Origin of the sequence: Microbacterium sp. RU33B, assembly GCF_900155915.1 — a bacterium.
Lineage (GTDB): Bacteria > Actinomycetota > Actinomycetes > Actinomycetales > Microbacteriaceae > Microbacterium.
Genome location: NZ_FTPO01000001.1, coordinates 1321233 through 1344080, shown reverse-complemented (window position 1 = coordinate 1344080; position 22848 = coordinate 1321233). Strand labels below are relative to the sequence as shown.

The 22848-nt window shown below is 68.7% G+C and carries 19 protein-coding genes; 7 read left to right on the top strand and 12 right to left on the bottom strand.

Annotated elements, in window-relative coordinates; genetic code table 11:
- Positions 1–49 precede the first annotated feature (49 nt).
- A complete protein-coding gene (locus B0B14_RS06560; RefSeq protein ID WP_076680637.1) occupies positions 50–853 on the bottom strand; it encodes an isoprenyl transferase in 804 nt (267 codons plus the stop codon).
- Complete coding sequence (gene recO / locus B0B14_RS06555; RefSeq protein ID WP_076680636.1) at positions 850–1575, bottom strand: DNA repair protein RecO; 726 nt, start codon at positions 1573–1575, stop codon at positions 850–852. Before recO ends, B0B14_RS06560 begins: the two co-directional genes overlap by 4 nt.
- Positions 1576–1610: 35 nt before the next feature.
- Here recO and B0B14_RS06550 point away from each other — a divergent pair, with 35 nt between their 5' ends.
- Positions 1611–2300 (top strand): trimeric intracellular cation channel family protein, encoded by a 690-nt coding sequence (locus tag B0B14_RS06550; RefSeq protein ID WP_076680635.1) that lies wholly within the window; start codon positions 1611–1613, stop codon positions 2298–2300.
- A gap of 9 nt (positions 2301–2309) precedes the next feature.
- Here the strand turns inward: B0B14_RS06550 and leuA are convergent, their stop codons facing one another.
- Complete coding sequence (gene leuA / locus B0B14_RS06545; protein ID WP_076680634.1) at positions 2310–4064, bottom strand: 2-isopropylmalate synthase; 1755 nt, start codon at positions 4062–4064, stop codon at positions 2310–2312.
- A 223-nt stretch (positions 4065–4287) separates the two neighbouring features.
- Here leuA and B0B14_RS06540 point away from each other — a divergent pair, with 223 nt between their 5' ends.
- The 3 genes from B0B14_RS06540 (at position 4288) to B0B14_RS06530 (ending at position 8494) form a co-directional block, all read left to right on the top strand.
- Positions 4288–4941, top strand: coding sequence for a hypothetical protein (locus B0B14_RS06540; RefSeq protein ID WP_076680633.1), 654 nt, complete (start codon positions 4288–4290; stop codon positions 4939–4941).
- Positions 4942–5107: 166 nt separating this feature from the next.
- Complete coding sequence (locus B0B14_RS06535; RefSeq protein ID WP_076680632.1) at positions 5108–7093, top strand: CHAT domain-containing protein; 1986 nt, start codon at positions 5108–5110, stop codon at positions 7091–7093.
- A gap of 39 nt (positions 7094–7132) precedes the next feature.
- A complete protein-coding gene (locus B0B14_RS06530; RefSeq protein ID WP_076680631.1) occupies positions 7133–8494 on the top strand; it encodes a hypothetical protein in 1362 nt (453 codons plus the stop codon).
- A gap of 34 nt (positions 8495–8528) precedes the next feature.
- On the opposite strand, the gene B0B14_RS06525 is transcribed toward B0B14_RS06530, so the two are convergent.
- Entirely contained in the window at positions 8529–11903 is a 3375-nt protein-coding gene (locus B0B14_RS06525; protein WP_076680630.1) for a DEAD/DEAH box helicase family protein, read from the bottom strand.
- 129 nt (positions 11904–12032) lie between these two features.
- Here B0B14_RS06525 and B0B14_RS06520 point away from each other — a divergent pair, with 129 nt between their 5' ends.
- The 3 genes from B0B14_RS06520 to B0B14_RS06510 all read left to right on the top strand — a co-directional run bounded on the left by B0B14_RS06520 (position 12033) and on the right by B0B14_RS06510 (position 15040).
- Positions 12033–13481 (top strand): HNH endonuclease signature motif containing protein, encoded by a 1449-nt coding sequence (locus B0B14_RS06520; RefSeq protein ID WP_143733644.1) that lies wholly within the window; start codon positions 12033–12035, stop codon positions 13479–13481.
- A 102-nt stretch (positions 13482–13583) separates the two neighbouring features.
- Positions 13584–14447 (top strand): Ltp family lipoprotein, encoded by an 864-nt coding sequence (locus B0B14_RS06515; RefSeq protein WP_076680629.1) that lies wholly within the window; start codon positions 13584–13586, stop codon positions 14445–14447.
- A gap of 14 nt (positions 14448–14461) precedes the next feature.
- Positions 14462–15040: a hypothetical protein gene (locus B0B14_RS06510; RefSeq protein WP_076680628.1), complete on the top strand. Its 579-nt coding sequence runs from the start codon at positions 14462–14464 to the stop codon at positions 15038–15040.
- A gap of 66 nt (positions 15041–15106) precedes the next feature.
- Here the strand turns inward: B0B14_RS06510 and B0B14_RS06505 are convergent, their stop codons facing one another.
- The 8 genes from B0B14_RS06505 to B0B14_RS06470 form a co-directional block, all read right to left on the bottom strand.
- Positions 15107–16285 (bottom strand): restriction endonuclease subunit S, encoded by a 1179-nt coding sequence (locus tag B0B14_RS06505; RefSeq protein WP_076680627.1) that lies wholly within the window; start codon positions 16283–16285, stop codon positions 15107–15109.
- Positions 16282–17820 (bottom strand): type I restriction-modification system subunit M, encoded by a 1539-nt coding sequence (locus B0B14_RS06500; protein ID WP_076680626.1) that lies wholly within the window; start codon positions 17818–17820, stop codon positions 16282–16284. Before B0B14_RS06500 ends, B0B14_RS06505 begins: the two co-directional genes overlap by 4 nt.
- A gap of 79 nt (positions 17821–17899) precedes the next feature.
- Positions 17900–18802, bottom strand: coding sequence for a GTPase Era (era, locus tag B0B14_RS06495; protein WP_076680625.1), 903 nt, complete (start codon positions 18800–18802; stop codon positions 17900–17902).
- On the bottom strand, positions 18795–20168 hold the full coding sequence (locus B0B14_RS06490; protein ID WP_076680624.1) for a hemolysin family protein: 1374 nt from the start codon (positions 20166–20168) through the stop codon (positions 18795–18797). Before B0B14_RS06490 ends, era begins: the two co-directional genes overlap by 8 nt.
- Positions 20165–20635, bottom strand: a complete 471-nt coding sequence (ybeY, locus tag B0B14_RS06485) for an rRNA maturation RNase YbeY (protein WP_076680623.1) — start codon at positions 20633–20635, stop codon at positions 20165–20167. Before ybeY ends, B0B14_RS06490 begins: the two co-directional genes overlap by 4 nt.
- Positions 20632–21663, bottom strand: coding sequence for a PhoH family protein (locus tag B0B14_RS06480; RefSeq protein ID WP_143733683.1), 1032 nt, complete (start codon positions 21661–21663; stop codon positions 20632–20634). Before B0B14_RS06480 ends, ybeY begins: the two co-directional genes overlap by 4 nt.
- 53 nt (positions 21664–21716) lie before the next feature.
- Entirely contained in the window at positions 21717–22058 is a 342-nt protein-coding gene (locus tag B0B14_RS06475; protein WP_076680621.1) for an HIT domain-containing protein, read from the bottom strand.
- A 58-nt stretch (positions 22059–22116) separates the two neighbouring features.
- The gene (locus B0B14_RS06470; protein WP_076680620.1) at positions 22117–22848 is read right to left on the bottom strand and encodes a 16S rRNA (uracil(1498)-N(3))-methyltransferase; all 732 of its coding nucleotides are present in this window, start codon (positions 22846–22848) and stop codon (positions 22117–22119) included.

The window sequence follows — 22848 nt, the reverse complement described above, 5'->3', positions numbered from 1 at the left end:
TGGTTCACCTAACCACATCGATGCACTCGGCTGCACTTCCGTGACCGGATCACGCGTTCGGCGTGTCCACCGCTCCCCCGAATCGGCGGTCGCGGTCGAGGTACAGCTCGATCGCCTGCCACAGGTCGGCGCGCGAGAAATCCGGCCACAGCTGGTTCAGGAAGACCATCTCCGCGTACGCCGATTCCCACAGGAGGAAATTGGACGTGCGCTGCTCGCCGCTCGAGCGCACGAAGAGATCGACGTCGGGCATGTCGGGGATGTAGAGACGCCGCTGGATGAGCTTCTCGCTGACCGCGCTGGGCTTCAGGCGCCCGGCCTGCACGTCGTCGACGATCGAGCGGACCGCGTCGACGAGCTCGACCCGGCCGCCGTAGTTGACGCACATCGTGAGGGTCAGGACGTCATTGCCGCGGGTGAGCTGCTCCGCGTACTGCAGCTCCTTGATGACCGATCCCCACAGGCGCGGCTTGCGACCGGCCCATCGAACGCGCACGCCCCACTCGTTGAGCTGGTCGCGCCGGCGGTGCAGCACATCCCGGTTGAACCCCATCAGGAAGCGCACCTCGTCGGGAGAGCGCGACCAGTTCTCGGTCGAGAACGCGTACACCGACAGATGCTTGACGCCCGCCTGGATGGCGCCCGCGACGACATCCAGGAGAGCGGCCTCGCCCGCCTTGTGACCCTCGACGCGCGTGAGGCCGCGGCGGTTCGCCCAGCGGCCGTTGCCGTCCATGACGATTGCGACGTGGTTCGGCACTCCGCCCTTCGGGAATGCGGGCGGGTACACGCCGGTCCAGTCGATCGGCCGGTAGGGCACCGCGTCGCGGTGGGTGTAGGGCTGGGGCGTCACGGGCTCTCCACGTGCTCGAGCGAACGGATGCCGCGCTCCAGGTGGAACTGCGTGTACGCGGCGACGAGTCCGGATGCCGCCGCGGTGGCGCCGGAGGAGGCGGCGTCCACGACGTCCCACTCCCCCGCCATGAGCGAGTGCAGGAGGGCGATCGTGGTCGGTGCGATGCGCGCGGCGCCCGTCGGCGCGCAGTCGTGGCAGACGATGCCGCCGAGCTGCGCGACGAAGTGGTCGTGACTGCCTCCGCGGCCGCAGCGTGCGCACTCGGACAGGGACGGCGCCCAGCCCGACAGCGCCATCGCGCGCAGCAGGTAGGAGTCCAGCACGCTCCGTGCCGTGTGATCGCCCTGCGCGAGCGCGCGCAGACCGCCCACGAGGAGAAGGTACTGCTGCGGGGTGGCCTCGGCCTCGTTGAGCCGGTCGGCGGTCTCGACCATCGCATTGGCCGACGTGTAGCGGTCGTAGTGCACGACGATGTCGGCGCCGTAGGTGCCGAGCGACTCCGCCTGCTGCACGATGTCGAGCGATCTGCCCTTGTACAGCTGCACGTCGGCGACCATGAACGGCTCGAGCCGCGAGCCCAGACGCGACGACGTGCGGCGGACGCCCTTCGCGACGGCGCGGAGCTTGCCGTGGCGTCGGCTCAGCATCGTCACGATCCTGTCGGCTTCACCCAGCTTGTGGGTGCGCAGGATCACGACTTCGTCGCGAATTGTGGGCACAGTCGATTATCGCGGGCGTGGACGACAATGGAGGCGTGGACGAGCCGCTCTTCATGATCCCGTTGTGGGCCGACCTGACCGCCGTCGCGCTCGGCGGGGTGCAGGGGGCCCTGTTCGCGTCGGGCTTCCAGGGCCAGCGGCGCCTCGACCTGCTCGGCGTCGGCATCATCGGTATCGTGATGGGCATGGGCGGCGGTCTCATCCGCGATCTCCTGCTCAACACGACGCTCGCGACGCTGCAGACGAACTGGTACCTCATCACCGCGACGGTCGCAGCACTGGTCGGGATGCTGCTCGCGGGCGTCTTCCAGCGCCTGAACGGCCTCATCGTGGGTCTGGATGCGCTCGTGATCGGCCTCTTCGGCGCGTTCGGCACGTCGAAGGCGCTGGCCTTCGGCATCCCGATCGCCCCCGCGGTCTTCATCGGCGTGTGCTCGGCGGTGGGCGGAGGCATCCTGCGCGACGTCATCATGGGCGTCCCGGTGTCGATCATGCACGTGGGGTCGCTGTACGCCGTCGCCGCAGGTGCAGGATGCCTCACGCTGGCCGTCGGCCACGCGTTCGGGCTGAGTCTGGTCGTGGCCGCGATCGTGTGCATCGTGGTGACCTTCGTGATCCGGCTTCTGGCCGTGATCTTCGACGTGTCGCTGCCGGAGCAGCGCAGACTCTATCGGCGCAAGGTCGCGGTGGAGACCTCGGCGATCCCGATCGTCAAGCCGGAGTAGCCGCGCGGGCTAGACCGAGGTGAGTTCGCGCTCGCGCGTGCGGATCGCGCGGTTGACGCCCGACACGATCGCCTTGAGGCTCGCGGTGGAGATGTCGCCGTCGATCCCGACGCCCCACAGACGCTCGTCGTCGACCTGCAGCTCGATGTAGGCGGCCGCCTGCGCGTCGCCGCCCGCGCTGAGCGCGTGCTCGACGTAGTCGTAGAGCGTGACCGAGAAGCCCTGCGCCCGCACGATCTCGAGGAACGCCGCGACGGGGCCGTTGCCGGTTCCGGATGCCGCGTACTCGGTGTCGTCGTCGCGCAGCACGACATCCAGCGCCACGTCTCCCGACATGTCGCTCTGCGTCTTGGTGGAGAGGAGCTCGAAGCGCCCCCACCGTTCCTCGGCGACCGACGACGGCAGGTACTCGTCGTTGAAGATCGACCAGATCTGCTCGCTCGTCACCTCGCCGCCCTCGGCATCCGTCTTCGCCTGCACGACCCCGGAGAATTCGATCTGGAGCTTGCGCGGCAGATCGAGGGCGTGGTCGGACTTCAGCAGGTAGGCGACGCCGCCCTTGCCCGACTGCGAGTTGACGCGGATGACCGCTTCGTAGGAGCGGCCGAGATCCTTCGGATCGATCGGCAGGTACGGAACGGCCCACTCGATCTCGTCGACGGTGAGCCCGGCGGCCTGCGCGCTGGCCTCCATCGCCTCGAAGCCCTTCTTGATCGCGTCTTGGTGCGAGCCGCTGAACGCCGTGAAGACCAGGTCGCCCGCCCACGGGCTGCGCTCGTGGACCGGGAGCTGGTTGCAGTACTCGACCGTCCGCTTGACGTGGTCGATGTCGCTGAAGTCGATCTGCGGGTCGATGCCCTGCGTGAAGAGGTTGATGCCGAGGGCGACGATGTCGACGTTGCCCGTGCGCTCTCCGTTGCCGAACAGGCATCCCTCGATGCGGTCCGCGCCGGCCATGTAGCCCAGCTCCGCGGCGGCGATCGCCGTGCCGCGGTCGTTGTGCGGATGCAGCGACAGGATGACGTTCTCGCGGTGCGCCAGGTGGCGGCTCATCCACTCGATCGAGTCGGCGTACACGTTGGGCGTGGCCATCTCGACGGTGGCGGGCAGGTTGATGATGACCTTGCGCTCAGGGGTGGGCTCGAAGACCTCGATCACCTGGTTGCAGATGTCGAGCGCGAACTCGAGCTCGGTGCCCGTGTAGGACTCCGGCGAGTACTCGTAGAAGACCTGGGTCTCGGGGATGCGCTTCTCGAACTCGCGGCACAGCCGGGCGCCCTCGAGGGCGATGTCGATGATGCCCTGGCGGTCGGTGCGGAACACGACCTCGCGCTGCAGGACGCTCGTGGAGTTGTAGAGGTGCACGATCGCCTGCTTCGCGCCGGCGATCGACTCGTACGTGCGCTCGATGAGGTGCTCACGGGCCTGCGTCAGCACCTGGATCGTGACGTCGTCGGGGATCAGGTCGTCTTCGATGAGCTGGCGCACGAAGTCGAAGTCGGTCTGGCTCGCGCTCGGGAAGCCGACTTCGATCTCCTTGTAGCCCATCTGCACGAGGAGGTCGAACATGATCCGCTTGCGCTCGGGGCTCATGGGATCGATGAGGGCCTGGTTGCCGTCGCGGAGGTCGACCGCGCACCAGCGCGGAGCCTTCGTGATGCGGGCGTCCGGCCACGTGCGGTCGGGCAGATTCACCTTGATCTGCTCGTGGTACGACCGGTACTTCTGGGTCGGCATGTCGGAGGGCTTCTGGGTGTTCTGCATGATTCGTCGCTTCTGCTATCTCCCCGGATCGGGGACGGCGCGGTCTGAATGACTCAGCGCCAGAGGAATGCGGGCCGACCACAAGCTCCGCGACGAGGAAGGCCCTAGAACGAGGACTCGTCGCGGCGGCTAAGAAGAAGCGTGCCAGCGCGCATGCGTCGATGGTAGCAGGATGTCGCGGATCGAGGTGAGACGAACGGCGTCGCCGCGACACTCTCCGGGTATGAGCCGTCATCGCCGACTTCCCGTGATCCTCGCGCTGTGCGCCGCTGCAGGACTCGCGCTGAGCGCGTGCGCCACGCCGCCCTCGTCCGCTCCGCTGCCCGATCCCCCGGCGTCGGATGCGGCACCCGGCGACTCGCTCGGATCGCTCCGCCCGGCTCCCCCCGAGGGCGAGGTCATGGCGCAGGGCACCGTGATGGATGTCGCCGGCGATGTCGAGCTGTGCCTCGGTGCCATCCGGGAGTCGTTCCCTCCGCAGTGCGACGGCATCCCGCTCGCGGGCTGGTCGTGGAACGGCGTCGACGGCTCCGAGACCTCCGGCGACGTGCGCTGGGGCGCCTACGCGCTGCAGGGCGAGTACGACGGAGAAGCGTTCACCGTGACCCAGCCGCCGATCATGCTCGCGCTGTACGACCCCATGCCCATCCCGTCCGAGCCGCAGGAGCCCGGCGTGACCGATGAGGACGTGCTGCTGGCGATCCAGCAGGAGCTGCCGGATCGGCTGGGCGGGAGCATCCTGACGTCGATGGCGCAGGAGGGACGCCTCGTGGTGGACGTCGTCTGGGACGACGGCACGTGGCAGAAGGCGGCCGATGAGGACTACGGCCAGGATGTCGTGGTCATCCGGTCGGCGCTTCGACCCGTGAACCCCTGACCTGGCCACGACCCGCCGCCCGTGCTCCGATGGCTTCCGGAGCACGGGCGGCTCCTTCCTTCATCCGGCTCGGCCGAGATGTATCTGTCGGCGGCCCGGTGCGCTCACTACTGTGTGCTCAGGAGCGCTCGGGCGAGCGCCGCGGGCTTCGGACGGGCGGGGTGCGATGGGGTCTCCACAGGAGCGGGCGTTCGAGGTCGTCGTGCTCGCGGCATCCTTCCGCGATGCGCGCGGTCGGCCGTGGATCGTCGAGAACTTCCCGGCGTCGGTCGTCGACCTCTTCGACGCCGTTCTGGCTCAGCCCGACTGGCCGGCCGCTGCCGGCGATCTGACGCAGGCGGGTCTCATCGTCGCGCGCGTGCTCGAGGAGGACGCCGAGCTCGCCGCGCGCTACCAGGCCGACGTCGATGCCGGTCACCTCGGCTTCGGCGCGGGTGAGGACGAGGAGATGGATGCCGCGGTGCGCGCCGTCACCGGCGCCCTGGCTCCCCCGACGATGCCTCTGGACACCGACCTCTTCCTCTCGGAGTCCGCGGGGCCGGAGGCGCATCCGCCGCCGGAGACGGGAAGCGGATCCGCGGCGCCCGAGGAGGTCGAGACCGTCCGCAGCTGGCTCAACGCCGCACTCGACCGCCCGTCGCACGAGCTGGCCGTGGGAGTTCAGGCGGTGCTGTCGATCTTCTTCGGGGAGCGCGACCCGGGGAGCACCGCCTCCGTGATGACGTTCGTGGCGATCCCGCACGACGCCGACGAGGTCGAACTCGACGTCACGGTTGCGAGCTCCGACTTCCGGATCGCCGAGCCCGTCCAGGCGCTCACCCTCCGGCGGGACGGCACATCGCCCGCACCGGCGGACTTCGGCATCGTGCCGCTGCGCACCGGGCTCGGGCGCCTGACGGTCGTGGTGACAGTCGGGGCGAACTTCGTCCAGCGCATCGACATCACGTACGACGTCGGCGGCACCGCAGACGACCTCGTCCGCGAACGCGGTCGTCCTCTCGCCGCGGCCGCTGTGCTGGGGCCGCGCAGTGCATCGATCCACATCACGCACGAAGACGATGCGTACGAGGTGTTCGCCCCCGCGGCGTTCCCCGACCGGCCGAATGCTGCGCCGATCCGGCTGCAGGCGACGGCACTCGACCTCGCGCCGCGGATCGCGGGCGTGCGCAAAGCGCTCCTGGATGCCGTGCGGAAGGATCCGGTCGCCCTCGAGATGACGATCGCGCCCGAGCACACCGAACCGCTCCTCGCGAAGCTCGCGTTCGCCGGGTTCCGGCTTTATCAGGCGGTGTTCGAGGACGGCGGCGATCCCGATCTGATCCGGACCGGCGAGTGGCTGCGCGGACTGGCGGTGCAGGACGACGTCACGACCGTGCAGCTCGTGACCGACGGCTTCCCGGTGCCGTGGCCGCTCATGTACCTCGCCGACTCGTGGGATCCGGACGCGCTCAGCTGGGACGGCTTCCTCGGGATGCAGTGCGTCATCGAACAGGTGCCGTTCACGCAGCTGACCGCCCCGCCGGACACCACGATTGCCTCTCAGCCCGAGGTCGCGGTCCGGGCGCTGCTGAACGAGTCGATCGACACGGAGATGCCGTCCCGCCCCATCACCGCTCAGCGCGAGTACTGGCGCGGACGGGGCGTGGGCCTGGTGGAGGGGACCACGCGCGCAGACCTCGAGAGCGCACTCACGGCGGATGCCGCGACCGACGTGCTCTACTTCTTCTGCCACGCCGAGTCCGACGACGACGATCCGGATGCGTCTGAGCTCATCATGACGGGCAAGGACACCATCACGCTCGGCGAGATCCGGGCCATCGCGCAGGTGAAGGTCCCGTTCGCGGGACATCCGCTCGTCTTCCTGAACGCCTGCGAGTCCGGAGAGCTCTCGCCGCTGTTCTATTCGGGCTTCGTGCCGTACTTCCTCAATCGAGGGGCGCGCGGAGTGATCGGCACCGAGTGCCGCGTGCCCGGTCTGTTCGCCAGCGAGTGGGCGAAGGCGTTCTTCGACGGGCTCTTCTCCGGCGCGGCGCTCGGCCGCGTCGTGCTCGACGTGCGTCGTCGGTTCCTCGCCGAGCACAACAACCCGCTCGGTCTTCTCTACGTCGTGCACTGCGACGCCGACACGGTCGTCGCGCCCGCCCTCACGTGACCCCTCGCCGGCCTCGCCGGCCCCGACAGAAGGAACACCATGGCCCTGCGCCGCATCCCCGGAACGGATCAGCAGTACCACCTCATCGCCTACGACAAGCGCGGCGACGAGATCGCCGACGCCGACGGGTCGAGTGCCCGCGAGGCGGCCCTGGCCGAGCTCGCGAGCCCCGCGGCCGGCATCACCGACGTCTTCGTCATCAGCCACGGCTGGCAGGGCGACTACCAGGACGCGATCCGGCAGTACGACCGGTGGGTCGGCGCGGTGAATCCGGACGAGGCCGGTGACGGCATCCGCCCCTTCGTCATCGGGCTGCACTGGCCGAGCAAGGCGTGGAGCGACCGTGGCCTGAAGAGCGGCTCGCGGGGGCTCCTGTCGGCGGGCGACGACGACCCGGATCCCCAGACCGTCGACGAGGCCGTCGACGAGTACGCGGAGAGGCTCGGCGACGATCCGGAGATCCGGGAGGCGCTGCGCACGGTCTTCGAGCACGCCGCCGACGTCGATCCCGACGACGACGCGTCGGGTTCGGACGACCTTCCCCGTGACGTCCGGAAGGCCTACGCGACGCTCGCCGAGCACATCGGAGCCGACGGCGACGACCCGCTGCTCAGCAGCGGATGGGACCCGACGGATGCCTTCGCCACGGCCACCGCCGAGCAGGAGCCCGAGGCCGGGACGCAGGCGCTCCTCGGCGGCGGCTGGTTCCGCAAGCTCCGCGAAGCGGTGCTCACTCCGCTGCGTCAGCTGACGTTCTGGCACGGGAAGAACCAGGCGAGGGAGTTCGGCGAGAACGGAGCGGCCCGGCTGCTGCGCGAGATCCAGGCCGCCACTCCCGCGCGCGTGCACCTCCTCGGACACAGCTTCGGCACGATCGTGGTCTCCAGCGCCGTGCGTGGACCGGGGTCGTCGCCGACGCCGCCGAGCCGGCCGGTGGATTCGCTGTTCCTGGTGCAGGGCGCGGTGTCGCTGTGGGCGTTCTCGAACGCCGTGCCGTCGGCGATCGGCGGCGGGCGCGGCTACCTGTCCGACGTCGTGCGCGACGACTTCGTCGCCGGGCCCATCGTGGTGACCAGGTCGAAGTGGGACTACGCGGTGGGGCGGTTCTACCCGCTGGCCGTCGGCATCGCGGGCGAGTACCTGCTCGGCGACGACCTGCCCAAGTACGGCGGGATCGGGGCGTTCGGCGTGCAGGGAGTCGCCGGCACGATCGAACTGCCGCCCCTGCAGAAGGGCGCGCGGGAGCGCGACGCCTTCGCGCCCGGCGTCGTCTACAACATCGATGCGCAGAACGTCATCGCGACGCTCGAGGGCGCATCGGGGGCGCACAACGACCTCGCTCACCCGGAGCTCGTGCGCCTCGCGTGGGAGGCGGCACTGTCAGGCGTGGAGAGCCGGTAGGGCGGCTGCTCGTGGGACGAGCGCAAGGCGGTGATCAGGCCGAGGCGGAGGCCGGATCTGCGGTGCGGTCGAGGTGCTGGAGCCGCGCGAGCAGGTCGGTGATCTGCGCTTCGGTGAACAGTGTCTCCGGCCCTTCGGGCGCGATCCCGCTGAACGGATCCTCGTAGAGGCGCCCCGCATCGAGGTGGCCGCCGACCGTCAGCTCGGAGACGATGAGGTCGACGAAGACCTGCTGGCTGCGCGTGAACGCGGGGCCGGCCACGAAGTCGCCGACGAGCTCTTCGGCGGCGCTCCGCTCGATTCCCACGAGGGAACGGATGAAGCGCCCGAGCCCGTGCGCTTCTCGAGCCTGCTCGGCCAGACGCGCGGCATCCACTCCCCCCGTCTCCACGAGGATCCGCTCGAGCTCCTCCAGATCGGCGGCGGTGAGCTGGCGGCCCGTACGCAGCTTGTGCAGAGCGACGACGTGGTCGTGGGAGGCGAGGAAGCCGAGGAGCTTCGCGCGGAACGCCTGCCGGTCGAGGCCGACGGCGACCCGGGTGATCGCGAGGTCGCGCTTCTCCGCGAGAGTGTCTTCGAAGTCGGTGTAGACGGGGGCCTGCCGCCGAGGATCGATGAGCGACACGAGGCCGCGCACGCGCAGCCGCAGATCTTCGAGCTGGGCGAGCGAGACGCCCGACCACCAGTCGGGATCCGCTACGGCGTCGAGCAGCCAGCGCTGCTTCTCGACCGAGGGGACGCCGCGCTGCTCGGCGACCAGGGCGGCGATCTGCTGGATGCGTGCCGCGAGCGAGGAAGGCACGGCTCCTCCGTCTGCCACCGAGGTCTGCGCGGTCAGCACCAGCAGATCGAAGCGCTTCGCCCGCTCGTCCGGGTCGACGTCCGCTGCCGACGGAAGCGCCGCGAGCTCGGCAACCGCCGCGGCATCCTCCGTGGTGAACGTCCGGCGCCAGGCCGCGGCATCCGGAAACCTGTCGACGGCACGGAGATGACGGCGCACCAGGAAGTTGTCTCGGTTCATCCCTGCGACACGGGCGTGGAGCCAGGTCGCGAGTGACTCCCGCAGATCGGGCTCATCGGCGTGCGCGAGCCGCTCGAGGAGAGCGAAGCGCTGGCTGAAGAGGCGCTCGCCGAGGCTCGGCGGACGCACCGTGGCCGCGTCGGGGATGTCCTGGTTGAAGAACTCGATGTTGCCGCAGACGTCGAACAGCAGGAACTCGGTCTTGTGCTGTCCGGGGCCGAAGAGATCGGGACGCAGACGGGTGCCGCGGCCGATCATCTGCCAGTACTTGGTCGGTGAGTGCACAGGCTTGAAGAACACGAGGTTGACGATCTCGGGGATGTCGATGCCGGTGTCGAGCATGTCGACGGAGATCGCGAGATGCGGCGAGGTCTCGGGGTTCGAGAACTCGTCGATGAGGTGCTGGGCGTAGGGGCCGGAGTGGTGCGTGATGACTCGGGCGAACGAGCCTTTCAGCTCGGGATAGTTCGCATCGAAGCGCTCCTCGATGTACTCGGCGTGCGCCTGGCTCTTCGCGAAGAGGATCGTCTTTCCCAGCCGATCGCCTCCCGCGACCCGGAGGCCCTCGGTCATCAGCACCTCGAGCACCTTGTCGACGGTGTCTGCGTTGAACAGCCAGCGGTTCATCGCCGCGGCATCCACCTCATCGGGGATGTCACCGCCCTCCCACTCGAGGGCGTCCCACTCCTCTTGCTCCTGCGCGCTGAGCTGGTCATATCGGATGCCGCGGCGGATGAAGCCGAGATCGATCGGACGGGCGACCGGCGGAACGAGATACCCGCGCTCGATCGCGTCGTCGAGTTCGAACGCCTCGGTGGGCACGCCGTCGTCGAGGTCGAAGAGGCGGTACGTGTTGTGGTCGACCTCGGCGCGCGGCGTCGCTGTCAGGCCGACGAGAAGCGCGTCGAAGTAGTCGAAGATCTCGCCGTAGCGGTGGTAGATCGATCGGTGCGCTTCATCCACGACGATGAGGTCGAAGTATCCGGGACCGAAGCGGCGCCGATCATCCTCCCCCGCATCGATCAGCCCCATGACGGTCTGATACGTCGACACGTACACGCGACCCTCGGACTCGCGATCGTCGATCAGGTTGACCGGTGCGCTGTCAGGCAGATGAGTCTTGAACGCTCCGACGGCCTGGCGCACGAGGGCCGTGCGGTCGGCGAGGAAGAGGACGCGCTTCACGCGGTTGGCCCGCTGGAGCACGTCGACGAGAGAGATGACGGTCCGCGTCTTCCCTGTGCCGGTGGCCATGACGAGGAGGGCTCTGCGCCGCTGCGCCTCGATCGCGTCGGTCACCGCGCGGATGGCGCGCAGCTGATAGGGCCGCTCTGCGATGCGGCGATCGATCTCCACGGCGGAGAAGGGCTTGACGGACGTGCGTCGCTGGATCGCGAGCGCCAGCTGGTCCTTCGTGAGGAAGCCCGAGATCCGACGCGGCGCAGAACGTGCGTCGTCCCAGATCCAGTGTTCGTAGCCGTTGGTGTAGAAGATGATCGGCCGCTGTCCGGTGTCGCGCTCGAGGGCATCGGCGTACAGCCGTGCCTGTTCGCGCCCCTCAGCCGCGCCGGCCCGCGTGCGCTTGGCCTCGATGACGGCGAGAGGCTTTCCGTCATCTCCCCAGAGCACGTAGTCGACCTTGCCCGCACCCGACGGACTCGGGATTCCGGTGACAGGCCACTCCCGATCGCGCGGATCGGACAGCGGCCAGCCGGCTTCGGCGAGGAGGAGGTCGATGAGCTGCGCACGCGTCTCGGCTTCCGTCGCTGTGGCGGGGTCGATCTCATCGACGCGAGTGACGGCGTTGACCGCCTTGTTAGCTGCGAGCTCGGCACGGAGTACGTCCAGCTCGGTGCGCAGAGCGGCATCCGCTTCGCGTGCCGCGACGAGTTCGCGATCCCGCTGCTCGAGCTGCGCCTGCACCTGCTCGAGCTGCTCCCGGGTGCGCGCGATGACGACCGAGGGTGCCGGCGGCACGAGAGCCCAGTCGAAGGATGCCGGTACGGGGGTCGACGGGTCGCCGTACGTGTAGACGAGCCAGAGATAGGCGACGTGCAGGCCTTCGAGCGCGGTGCGCGCTGTGGCGTGCGAGACCTCCTCATCACGATGCATGGCGCGGTTCCCGATACGACGCACGATGTCGAGTCGGCCCTTCACGGCCGGAGTGACGACGGCGATGAACGACGGGTCGTCCATGAGCTGCGCGAAGTTCGCGTCGTACGGTCGCGTCAGCCGTTCGATGTCGAAGATGTGCTGGGTGAAGAGCTCGGCCGCGCGGCGGGACTGAGCGGCCGCGGTGCGCGGGTCGCCCTTGATGTACTCCTCGGCGCGTCGTGCGGCATCCCAGAGCTGTGGCCAGTGCTCCTTCGCGAAGTCGAAGTTCCCCACCCGTGACGCCGTCTCTCCACCCGTCGGCAAGGCCGGCCCCTGCCTGGTCCCGATGCTAGCGAACCGGGGAGACGCAATCACGATCGGCAACCGATATATCACCTGTGACCGGGGAAAAAAGCACTCAGAATGTCGGTGGCCCTCGGCAAGATGGTGGGTATGGAAGACCTCGAGACGCAGCTCGGAGAGCTCGAACAGCTCGCCCGTCGTGTGGCGTCGGAAGTGCTCGGCGAGGGGGCTTCGAGGCCGCTCGACGAGCGTGCGCTGGTCGCCGTCCTGGCGGCGACGGGGCGCGTTCAACGGCTCGTCGAAGCGGTGCAGATCGAGCTCGTTGGCGAGATCGATCAGCGCAATACGTCGCCCGTGGGCGAAGGGCGCCTGGTCGATCGCCTCGGGTGCCACAACGTGTCCGAACTCGTGCAGCGCGCGACCAGGGTGTCCCCCGCCACCGCCGGCAGGCTCGCGAGAGCCGCCACGGCGATCCGTCAGCCGGTGTCGGTTACGACCGGCGAGGTGCTCCCCCCGATGCTGCCCGCCCTGCGGGAGGCCGTGCGCGACGGCGTTGTCGGGCTCGATGGTGCCCTGGCGATCGCGGGGCCGTTGATGGCGACCGGGTCCCGAGCGGCGCGCGACGCGCTGCTCACCGCCGACGGCATCCTCGCCGCCGAGGCGCGCGGTGAGGGTCCGGATGCCGCGCCACCCGCGTGTGCGGATCTGCTCCGCGTGCAGGCGCAGGTGTGGGCGATGGCGCTCGACCCCGATGGAGCCGAGCCTCGCGAGCGGCGAGCGATGCACGCGCGGGCGTTCACTCTGGGCACCGCCACGGAGTACGGTGTGCCGGTGCGCGGCATGCTCCTGCACGAGGTCGCGGCTCAGTTCCAGCGCATCGCGGATGCCGTGATGAACCCGCGCGTCGATTCCGACCGCGTGTCGGGCGTACGCTTCGTCGACGACTCGGCCGATGCGCCGCACGTCCCGGCCGACCCGCGTACGCGGGCGCAGAAGCAGCACGACGTGTTGGCGACGGCGCTGGGCGTCGCGGCATCCAGCGAGCTCCTCCCCACCATCGGCGGCGCCGCACCGACTCTCGTCGTCACGGTGCGCGAAGAGGATCTTCTCGGCGGTCGCGGCTACGCGCACCTCGACGGATGCTCCGAGCCCGTCGCCGTCACCGCCGCGACCCATGCGGGGTGCGCGGGTGTCGTGCAGCGCGTCGCGCTCGACGCCCGCGGCCGCATCCGCTCCCTCGGCACCGAAGAACGCGTCTTCAACCGGCACCAGCGACGTGCGATCGCCGCCCGTGACGGCGGATGCCTCATTCCCGGGTGCGGCGTCCCCGCCGCCTGGTGCGAGATCCACCATGTCGTAGAGCACGCGAACGGCGGACCGACCCACACCGACAACGGTGTGCTGCTGTGCTGGTTCCACCATCGCTTCATCGATCACGGCGGGTGGAAGATCCGGATGAATCTCGGCGTGCCCGAGCTCCGCGCCCCGAACTGGATCGATCCGTACGGTCGCTGGCGACCCGCCACGATCTCGCCCACACGACTCCTCCACGGAGTTCTGCGCACCTGATACGACCCGATGTCGGAGGTCTGGTGTCAACTGTTCGACTGGCCAACGGCCGGTGGTGCGATTCCTGGGGGAACGCGCCTCGCACGAGCAGAAGGCTCTGTCATGTCCGACAACAACAGCACCCACATCCCGACGTCCCTGCCGCCCGCCGGCTGGTACCCCGATCCGCAGAATCCGGCCGCGCAGCGCTACTGGGACGGCGCGCGCTGGCTCGCGCACGATGTCGCACCCGCCGCGTCGGCGGACGTCGCGCTCGACGCAGCACCTGCGGCAACCCGCGCCACGAAGAAGCTCACCTGGTGGCAGTGGGCGCTGATCGCGCTCGGCGCCCTCGTGCTGATCGGGATCATCGGCGGCGCTGTCGGCGGCGGTGGATCCTCGGAGGAGGACGCCTCCGCAGGCGAGCGGGTCGCGGCGGCCGAGCGCACCGCCGATCCCATCGAAGAGGAGGAGGTCGACACCACCGTGGCCGTTCCCGAGGTGGTGGGCAAGGCTGTGAGCGAAGCGCGGGAGCTGATCGAGGCCGCGGGCTTCACTCTGACCGTCAACGCGGGTGCCGGCGAGGACTGGCTCATCCTCACGCAGGGTCCCGTCGGCGGCCAGAAGGCGGAGCCGGGGACGGCGGTGTCGGTGATCGCCGAGGCACCGATGCCCGTCTACACGCTCGAGCAGGAGAACGCGCTGCGGGCGGCGCAGTCGTACCTCGACTTCACCGGCTTCTCGCGCCAGGGTCTCATCGATCAGCTGTCGAGCCAGTACGGCTCGGGCTATCCCGTCGACGTGGCCACCTGGGCGGCCGACACCGTCGGAGCCGACTGGAACGCTGAAGCGGTCGAGTCCGCGCAGTCGTACCTCGAGTTCACGTCGTTCTCCCGTCAGGGCCTCTACGACCAGCTGACCAGCGCGTACGGCGGCCAGTTCACGCCCGATCAGGCGAACCACGCCCTCGCGGCCGTGGGCTACTGAGACGGGGCGAGTGCATGTCTGAGAACACTCCGTCAGAGAAGACCGGGGTACGCGCGGTCACACGTCGTGCGACCCACCTCGCTCCCGGCGAGCCGGAGATCGTGCCGCACCCCGCACCCCCGCGCCCGCCCCTGCCGGTGTCCGAGGCATCGCGCGCTCCGCGATGGATCCTGCCGGCGGCAGCGGGGGTCGCGGGGCTGGTGATCGGTGGGCTGGTCGCATCGCTCATCACGGCGGCGGTGGTGACCGCTTCGCACGAAGCGGCAGCGGATGCCGCGGTCGTCGCGGCGGAGGACGCACGGTCGACGCTCTTCGCGGATGCTGCACGCACGTGCGGTGCGGGCGACGTGCTCGACGACGGCCGCACGTTCGTCGTCGACGTCGAGGGAGAGGATGCCGGATCGGGCGATGTGTCGCTGTCGAAGCTCGACTGTCTCTTCGCCCGCATCGGGGTGCCGTCGTCGGTGCAGACGAAGATGTACGACACGCGCGCGCTCGATGGTCGCCAGTCCGCCGACTGGGACGACGTCGAGGTGAGCTGGAGCTACCACCCGGATGACGGGCTGGACATTATCTTCGAGCTCGTCGACTGACGAGGAGTGCTGAGCCAGTCTGTCCCGGTCCCTGAGCTCGTCGAAGGGCCGGGGCAGACCGCAGGGTCAGAGCTCGCCGCGGAAGGCGCGGTGTTGGAGGGACGCGAAGAGTTCGTCGAGAAGGGTGATCGACTGAGTCAATCGGTGAGCGGACTGAGAGCGTTCGAGTTCGATGCGGCCGATCGATTGTTGCTGATCAGTCGTGTTCACAGGGACCCTGACTGCCGCGAGCACCTGCTGGTTGACCTTGTATGTTCCGTTGGTCGTGCGTGCGCCCCGTCTGATCTGCTCACGGACGCCTTCAGTGCGCCATGCGGCTTCCAGCGCGGCGGACGAAATCTCGACAGACGGACGCATCGCAATCATCGTGTCGGGGAAAGCGACACCGACGAGATCTTCGTTCGCGACAGCCATCGCTCCCACCAGATCGGCATTGCCGTTGCCTCGGCAGATGAGGTGAAGGCCTTCCCTCACAAGTTTGTCGGCCCCGTGGCTTGAGGTGAAGGTATCGGTTTTGCGTGCCCTTGGATCGAACCTACCCCGCGTGATGGCCGAGAGTGTCAATACATCGGCGACGACAGAGCCGGTCTTGGACGGTGAGATGCCATTTCGTAACGGCTCCCCGACGAGCTCAGCGAGCGGCTTTGACACGGGTGCTCTCCGAAGAATCCGTTCAACCGCATCGCGGGATGATTCATTCACAAGCGCCAGTCGATGTCGAGCGGAGATTCTCAGCGAGTCTGCCTCGTCGAGGATTGCGGCGATTCGGCGCTGCTCGGCGAGCGGTGGGAGGGGAATTTCGATGCGATCAAGGTCGTCGCTACGAAGGTTGTTGATGTTGGCACCGGCCGCAACGGAGGAGATGTGGCGGCGGTAGCTCGGCGTGCGGAAGAAGTGCGCAAAGTACGCCGGGTCGATACGTCTCACGGGCCGAAGGACTTTGCAGAAAGCGCCGAATGAAGCATCCATCGGATCGAGAACGCGCGCGGCTTTGCCGACGACGCTGAGACTCCCACTCGATGTGGCGATAACGACGTCGTTTGGCCGAAGAAGTTGACTGTCGCTGACACGGGCGGCCGGAACATGTACGAGATCGTCCAGCACCAGGCCCGCGTCCCCAATATTCCCCGCCCGCAGGATCGCAACGTGACCGTGAAGCGGCGTGGATGACGCTTCGTCCTTAATGTAAGTGACTCCTCGGATCTGCTGCGCGATATCGCCGACGCGGACGGTCCCCCAGGTCACGCGAGCATCTCCCGCAGCTTCGCCAAGCCGGCCTGGATCTCGACCTCCAAGGCATCAAGCTCGTCGAGAATCTCGACCGGCGAGCGGTGCTCGACCTCCTCGACCTCGAGCTCCTTATAGCGGTTGAGCGAGAGGTCGTAGCCGTTGTCGACGATCTCCTGCTTCGGCACGAGGAACGACTGGGCGGTGCGCGGACGCGATCGCTCGTCGGGTGTCGGCGACCCTTCGACAAGCTCAGGGACCGGTTGCAGCTCAGGGACCGGGGTCAGCGAACGCCAGCGGGTCACCAGATCGGGGAAGTCGTTCGCAGCGATCGGGGTGCGCTTGTCGTCGAGCGTGAATCCGTCGGCGCGCACGTCGTAGAACCACACGTCGTCGGTGCCGCCCGACGACGTCTTCGTGAACAGGAGGATCGCGGTCGACACGCCCGTGTACGGCTTGAACGTCCCGGACGGGAGCTTGATGACGGCATCCAGCTTCTGATCCTCGACGAGCATCCGGCGCACGGCCTTGTGCGCGTTCGACGATCCGAACAGCACGCCCTCCGGCACGATCACGGCGGCCCGGCCGCCGTTGCGCAGCAGCTTGATCATCAAGACCAAGAACAGCAGCTCGGTCTTGCGGGTCTTGACGGCCTTCTGCAGATCCTTTGCGACCGTCTCGTCGTCGAGCGAGCCCGCGAACGGCGGGTTCGCCAGCACGAGCGAGTAGATCCCCTCCGACGGGTGCCCCTCCGACAGAGAATCGGCCCGCTCGATCGTCGGGTTCTCCACGCCGTGCAGCAGCATGTTCATGCTCGCGATGCGGGCCATCGCGGCATCCGAATCGAAACCCGTGAACATCTTCGTGCTGAAGTGCGTGCGGAAGGCGGCATCCGTCCACGCGTCGGCGTGATGCTCGCGCAGATACTCTTCGGCGGCGACGAGGAAGCCCGCCGTGCCGACGGCGGGGTCGATGATCATGTCGTCGGTGCGCGGCTCCACTAGGTCGACCATGAGCTGGATGACGTGCCGCGCCGTGCGGAACTGCCCGTTCGTGCCGCTCGTCGCGAGCTTCTTGAGCATGTACTCGTAGATGTCGCCCTTGGTGTCGCGATCGTCCATCGGGATGTCGCTCAGCAGGTCGACGACCTTCGTCAGCAGCGCCGGAGTGGGTACCGTGAAACGCGCATCGCGCATGTTGCGGGCGTAGCTCGACCCCTGGGCACCGAGGCGGCGCAGGAACGGGAACACGTGCTCGGCCACGATCTCGTAACGCTCTGCCGGTGCGTAGTTGACGAAGTACTGCCACCGAAGGTCTCTGTACGGGCGCGTTGTGCGTCCCGTGTCATCGTCGCCGTCGGGGAAGACCGGACTCTCGACAGGCCGTCCCGTGCGCGCTGCCTTGGCCTCGGCCAGAGTCTGCAGTTCGTCGAGTCGCTTGATGAACAGCAGATAGGTGATCTGCTCGATCACCTCGACCGGGTTCGCGATTCCGCCTGACCAGAACGCATCCCAGACCTTGTCGACCTGCGCGCGCAACTCACCCGTGACCACGGACTCTCCTTGACGTTCTCTGCTGTGGGCGGCCCTTCGACAAGCTCAGGGACCGGGGTAGGGGCTCGGGGACCGGGAGTCAGAAACCGAGGCGACCCAGCTGCTTCGGGTCGCGCTGCCACTCCTTGGCGACCTTCACGTGCAGCTTCAGGAAGACGTTCGTGCCGATGAGCGGCTCGATCTGCTCGCGCGCGCGGGCTCCGACATCCCGCAGGCGCCCGCCGCCCTTGCCGAGGATGATCGGCTTCTGGCTGTCTCGCTCGAGCACGATGCTGGCGAAGATGTCGGTCATCGAGCCGGTGTCGCGTTCGGCGATGTCGTCGATCACGACCGCGATCGAGTGCGGCAGCTCGTCGCGCACGCCCTCGAGCGCGCACTCGCGGATGATCTCGGCGATGCGATCCTCCGTGGACTCGTCGGTGACGACGCCCGCGGGGTACAGCGCGGGACCCTTCGGCATGAGCACCAGAAGCTCGTCGGTCAGGACATCGAGTTGATCATCGGTGAGAGCCGACAGCGGGATGACCGCGGCCCAGTCCTCGCGCAGGGCGTCGACCTCCATGAGGCGCTCGGCGATCTGATCGCGCGACGCGGCATCCGTCTTCGTGACGATCGCGACCTTCTTCGCACGTCCGTAGCCGCTCAGCGACTCGGCGATGCGGCGATCGCCGGGCCCGACCTTCTCGGTCGCCGGCACGCAGAAGCCGATCACGTCGACGTCGCCCAGCACCTGCTCGACGAGGTTGTTGAGCCGCTCGCCGAGGAGCGTGCGGGGCTTGTGGAGTCCCGGCGTGTCGACGATCACGAGCTGACCGCTCGGACGGTTCAGGATGCCGCGGATCGCCCGACGTGTCGTCTGGGGCTTGTCGCTCGTGATGGCGACCTTCTCCCCCACGAGGGCGTTCGTGAGCGTGGACTTGCCGACGTTGGGGCGGCCCACGAACGTCACGAACCCGGACCGGAAGTTCTCCGTGTCAGTCATGCTTCTGACCCTTCTTCGACTTCGCGATGGTGATCTCGCCCGTCACGGGCTGCACGACGCGGATCTCTCCGGTGCGCGGGTGGGCGGAGAAGGCGTCCTCGGCGGACGCGAGCGCCTCGGAGCGCTCGACGAACACCGTCGCGATGCCGCGACCGCGCCCGCGCGAGGCGCCGCCGGTGAGGACGAGTCCCTCGTACTCGGCCGTCAGACCGGGTTGCGGCACGCGACCGAGCGCCTTGCCGAGGAGTCCGCCGACGGAGTCGACGTCCTCGTCGTCGAGCTCGATGCCGAACAGGTCGCCGACCTCGTCGAGACCGAGGCGGGCGCTCACACGGTAGCTGCCGGGTGCGAGCTCGGCGACCTCGTCGGGCTTCGCGTCGTACTCGTCCGCGATCTCGCCCACGAGCTCTTCGAGCAGATCTTCCAGCGTCACGAGTCCCGAGACGCCGCCGTATTCGTCGACGACCATGCACACGTGCACGGCATCCCGCTTCATCTGCTGCAGCAGCGTCTCGGCCTTCATCGACTCGGGGACGAACACCGGCGGCCGGGCGATCACCCGGATCGGCGCGTCGCGCCACCCGGCCTCGTCGCGGAAGCCGAACTGCACGAGGTCCTTGAGGTACACGATGCCGATGACGTCGTCCTTGTCATCGTCGACGAGCGGTGCCCGCGAGATGCCCGTATCGAGGAACACCTTCATGGCGTCGCGCGTCGAGGCCGAGGAATCCACCGTCACCATGTCGGTGCGAGGCACCATGACTTCCCGCACGAACGTGTCGGTGAAGTCGAAGACCGAGTGGATCAGCTCGCGGTCGTCTTCCTCGATCAGATCCTGGGATGCCGCTTCGTCGACCATGCTGAGCAGCTGCTCCTCCGACGCGAACGACGCGCTGCGGGCGACGCCCGGGGTCACCCGGTTGCCGAGCACCACCAGACCGTGGGCGAGAGGTCCGAGGAGGATGCGCACGGACCGCGTCACGGGCGCGGCTCCGCGGAGGAGGCCCTTCGCGTGCTGACGACCCCACGTGCGCGGGCTCGCGCCCACCATCACGAACGAGATCCCCGTCATGAGCACCGCCGCGGCGAGCATGGCCCACCAGATGCTGTCGAAGAGGTCGACGAACGCGACCGTGACGAGCACAGCCGCCGTCGTCTCGGAGAGGATGCGGATGAACACCACCGCGGTCGCGTGCGCCTCCGGATCGTCGGAGATCTTGCGCAACGACTCGGCGTTGCGGCCGGAGCTGCCGAGGTCGGCGAGATCTGCCCGCGACGTGACGCCGAGGGCGGCGTCGAGGGCCGCCATCAGGCTTCCGAAGGCGACGAGCAGACCGGCCGCGAGAAGCAGGAGCGCGGCGGTCATGAACGACTTCGTCGACGCTCGGCGACGTGGAAGCTCATGATGAGCTCCTTCTGGAGGCCGAACATCTCGCGCTCGTCCTCCGGCTCCGCGTGGTCGAAGCCGAGGAGGTGGAGCAGGCCGTGCGTCGTGAGGAGGATGAGCTCTTCGATCGTCGAGTGCTTCGCGGCGACGGCCTGCGTCTCGGCGACCTGCGGGCACAGCACGATGTCGCCGAGCAGACCGGGAGGCGTCGGCTGGTCTTCGGTGCCCGGGCGCAGCTCGTCCATCGGGAAGCTCAGCACGTCGGTGGGCCCGGGTTCGTCCATCCACTGCACGTGGAGGGCCTCCATCGCGCCTTCGTCGACGAGCACGATCGCGACCTCGGCGTCGGCGCTGACGTGCAGCTCGGCGAGGTTGTGCTCCGTGAGGCGCAGCAGCACCCCCTCGTCGACCGGGATGCCGGATTCGTTGTTGATCTCGATCGTCATGATCGTCCTCGCTTGGGGATGTGGTCGCGCGGACCGGAGCTTCGGGGGGTGGCGGCGCGGCGCTCTGCGCGGTTGGCGAACTCGGACGCCTCGTCGCGCTCGCGTCGGGCGAGGAGGCGCCGCTCGTCGTACTCGCTGTACGCGTCGACGATGCGGCCCACGAGCGAGTGACGAACGACGTCGGCGCTCGTGAAGTACGAGAAGTGGATGTCGTCGATCTCGCTCAGCACCTTGGTGACCAGGCGGAGGCCCGAGGCCCCCATGGGCAGGTCGACCTGCGTGATGTCACCGGTGACGACCATGCGCGTCCCGAAGCCCAGGCGGGTGAGGAACATCTTCATCTGCTCGGGCGTCGTGTTCTGCGCCTCGTCGAGCACGACGAACGAATCGTTCAGCGTGCGCCCGCGCATGTAGGCGAGGGGCGCCACCTCGATCGTGCCCGACGCCATGAGCTTGGGAACGAGCTCGGGGTCGAGCATCTCGTTCAGCGCGTCGTACAGCGGACGCAGATAGGGGTCGATCTTGTCGGTGAGGGTGCCGGGGAGGAACCCCAGCCGCTCCCCCGCTTCCACGGCGGGACGGGTCAGGATGATGCGGCTGACCTCCTTGCGCTGGAGGGCCTGCACGGCTTTCGCCATCGCGAGGTAGGTCTTGCCCGTGCCGGCCGGCCCGATGCCGAACACGATCGTGTTCTCGTCGATCGCGTCGACGTAGGCCTTCTGGCCCGCGGTCTTGGGCCGGATGATCTTGCCGCGGGACGTCAGGATCGTCTCGCCGAGCACTTCGGACGGGCGGGGACCCCCCTCCTCGCTCAGCATCCGGTGCGACGCGGCGATGTCGGCGGGGTCGAGGCCGTGGCCCGCGCGCGTCATGGCGATGAGCTCGTCGACGAGGGCCTTCGCCGCCAAGACGGAGGCGGCATCCCCCGTCAGCGTGATCTCGTTGCCGCGCACGTGCACGTCGACGCCGGGGTGCTCGCGCTCGACGACGCGCAGGAGGCGATCCTGCGGGCCGAGCAGCTGCACCATCGCGATGCCGTCGGCGTAGACGTGTTCGACGACGTTCGGTTCGGTCGGATCGGTCACAGGGTGTGCTCCTCGAGCCCTCCGCCGAGCACATGCGCGTGCACGTGGAAGACCGTCTGGCCCGCGTTCGGGCCGGTGTTGAAGATGAGGCGGAAGTCGCCGTCGGTGTGCTCGGCGGCCAGCGTGTTCGCCAGGCCCACCATTTCGGCGAGCAGCGCGGGGTCGCCGGCGGCGAGCTCCACGACGTTGCGGTAGTCCGCGGATTTGGGGATGACGAGAAGGTGCACGGGCGCCTGCGGCGCGATGTCGCGGATCGCGAACACGTTCTCGGTCTCGGCGATGATCTCCGACGGGATGTCTCCGTCGAGGATGCGGGTGAAGATCGAGGGCTCGCTCATGCGCTCCAGTCTATCGACGGCGTCTTCGCGCGGGTCGGGGACGCACTCCGAGGAGACGTCACCAGCGGCCGAGCGCGGCGCTGACGACGGCCAGGGCCGCAGGACCCGCGGTCGACGTGCGCAGCACCGTGTCGCCGAGGCGCACGAGCGTCGCCCCGGCGTCGAGGAGGGCGTCGAGCTCCTCGGGTGCGATGCCGCCCTCGGGTCCGACCACCAGCACGATGTCGCGATCGGCCTCGAACTCCACCGCGGTGAGCGCGGCGTCGGCGGTCGGTTCGAGCACGAGGACGACGGACGCCGACGCCCGAGCCGTGAGCCGCGACGTCGTGACGATCTCGGTCACGTCGGGGATCCACGCGCGATGCGCCTGCTTGGCGGCCTCCCGCGAGATGGTCTCCCACCGGGCGCGTCCCTTGGCGGCCTTGGCGGCATCCCAGCGCGACACGCTGCGGGCCGCCTGCCAGGGCACGATCTCGTCGACGCCGAGCTCCGTCGCCGCCTGCACGGCCAGCTCGTCGCGATCGCCTTTCGCCAGCGCCTGCACGAGCGTCACGCGCGGCGAGGGGGCCGGGATGTCGGATCGCGCCGTGACACGCACCACGACCTCCTTCGGGGTCGCAGCCTCCACGACGCCCGTGAGCCAGACGCCGCGGCCGTCTCCGACGGTCACCTCTTCTCCCACGCGCACGCGGCGCACGGCGGCCGCATGGTGCGCCTCGGCTCCGGTGAGGGTCACGGCGGCGCCGGGAGCGGCATCCGTCGCGGCCTCCACGAGGAAGTGCAGGGCCAC